The organism is Oleiphilus sp. HI0066 (assembly GCF_001635725.1).
The window spans coordinates 1-1,724 of record NZ_LWFH01001098.1; the positions used below are offsets into that span (position 1 = coordinate 1).

Here is a 1,724-nt window from a genome sequence, read left to right on the forward strand (position 1 = left end):
CCTATGTTCGTAAGTATGAATGCATACTTGGGTGCTCCAGCCATTGCGGCTGCTCTTGCTGAAGATGCTGATATTGTCATTACCGGTCGCGTAGTCGACAGTGCAGTCGTTCTCGGCGCCATGATGCATGAATTTGATTGGTCATGGAGCGATTACGACAAACTCGCTCAAGGCTCTCTAGCTGGACACATTATCGAATGTGGAGCGCACTGTACTGGTGGTAATTTCACTGACTGGGAACTGGTCAAAGATGGGTTTGATGACATGGGCTTCCCTATTGTAGAAATAGATCAAGACGCAGAATTTGTTATCACAAAGCCTGAAAAAACGGGCGGTTTAGTCACAACAGCAACGGTTGCAGAGCAAATCGTTTACGAAATCGGCGACCCAGAAAACTATATCCTTCCTGATGTTGTGTGTGACTTTACACAAGTGAAGCTAGAACAAGCCGCAGACAATCTCGTTCGGGTATCTGGCTCCCTAGGTAAAGCACCAACTGATCAATACAAAGTATCGGCCACCTACCCCGACGGTTTTAAATGTACCGTGACATTTTTACTTGCTGGCATCAATGCAAAAGCAAAAGCACAAGCCGTGGCCGAAGCCATTTTGTCTAAAACCTCACGTATGATCGAAGCAAAAGGCTTAAGACCTTATTCGGAAACCAGTATCGAACTACTCGGTTCTGAAGCCACATACGGCGAGCATGCCAAGGCTGAGATGTGTCGAGAGATTGTTGTGAAGATTTCTGTCGCTAGCCCAGACAAAAAGTCGCTTGTATTGTTTTCAAAAGAAATTGCTCAAGCCGCAACTGGCATGGCTCCGGGTATTACAGGCATTGTCGGAGGTCGCCCTACTGTTTGGCCGAAGATACGCCTCTATTCATGTTTGATTCCCAAGTCGACTGTCGATCTTGCAGTGAAGTTGGATGAGCAAACACTCGCAGTCAACCTGCCTCATGAAGACTTTGAAGCACTTTGCCCGAGCGAAAACTATGTAGGTGACGCACTCGAAACAGCAACACCTCACACCGTTCCGTTAATCAAGCTTGCTTATGCTCGCAGTGGTGACAAAGGCAATCATGCCAATATTGGCGTGATCGCAAGAGAGCCAGATTATATGCCATTTATTAAAGCAGCACTAAGCAGTGACGCTGTCGCGAACTTTATGCGACATACCTTAGATCCTAAAACCGGTAAGGTAACGCGTTGGAATATGCCCGGATTCAGCGCAATGAATTTCCTACTCGAAAACAGTCTTGGCGGAGGCGGTGTCGCAAGTCTGCGCATCGACCCACAAGGTAAAGCCTACGGCCAACAGTTATTAGAGTTCCCAATTCCGGTTTCCCAAGAAATATACGCAAGTTTAGAGAAGTAAATCGATGTCAGGATATCAATCAGTATTAAAAGAAGGCCTGTTTGAAGGCAAAACCATGATCGTGACCGGCGGCGGTAGCGGCATCGGACGTTGCACAGCCCACGAACTTGCGCAGCTTGGAGCTCACGTTGTGCTCATTGGGCGGAAAATTGAAAAGCTCGAAAGCGTAAAAGCAGAAATCCTTGAAGACGGCGGCAGCGCTGAAGCACATGCCTGCGATATTCGCGACGAAGATGCCGTGAAAGTGTGTATCAAAGCCATCAAAGCAAATAACGAAATCATCCACGGCCTAGTGAATAACGCTGGCGGCCAGTTCCCATCCCCTCTTACGGGTATTAACCAAAAAG

General features: G+C 47.6%; 2 protein-coding genes. Both read left to right on the forward strand.

Annotation, left to right across the window (positions count from 1 at the left end; translation table 11 throughout):
• On the forward strand, positions 1 to 1,377 hold a 1,377-nt coding region (locus A3738_RS14175), incomplete at its 5' end, for an acyclic terpene utilization AtuA family protein (RefSeq protein WP_068763657.1).
• Between the two features lie 4 nt (positions 1,378 to 1,381).
• Positions 1,382 to 1,724, forward strand: a 343-nt coding sequence (locus A3738_RS14180) for an SDR family NAD(P)-dependent oxidoreductase (protein WP_156504262.1), incomplete at its 3' end; no start/stop codon positions are given.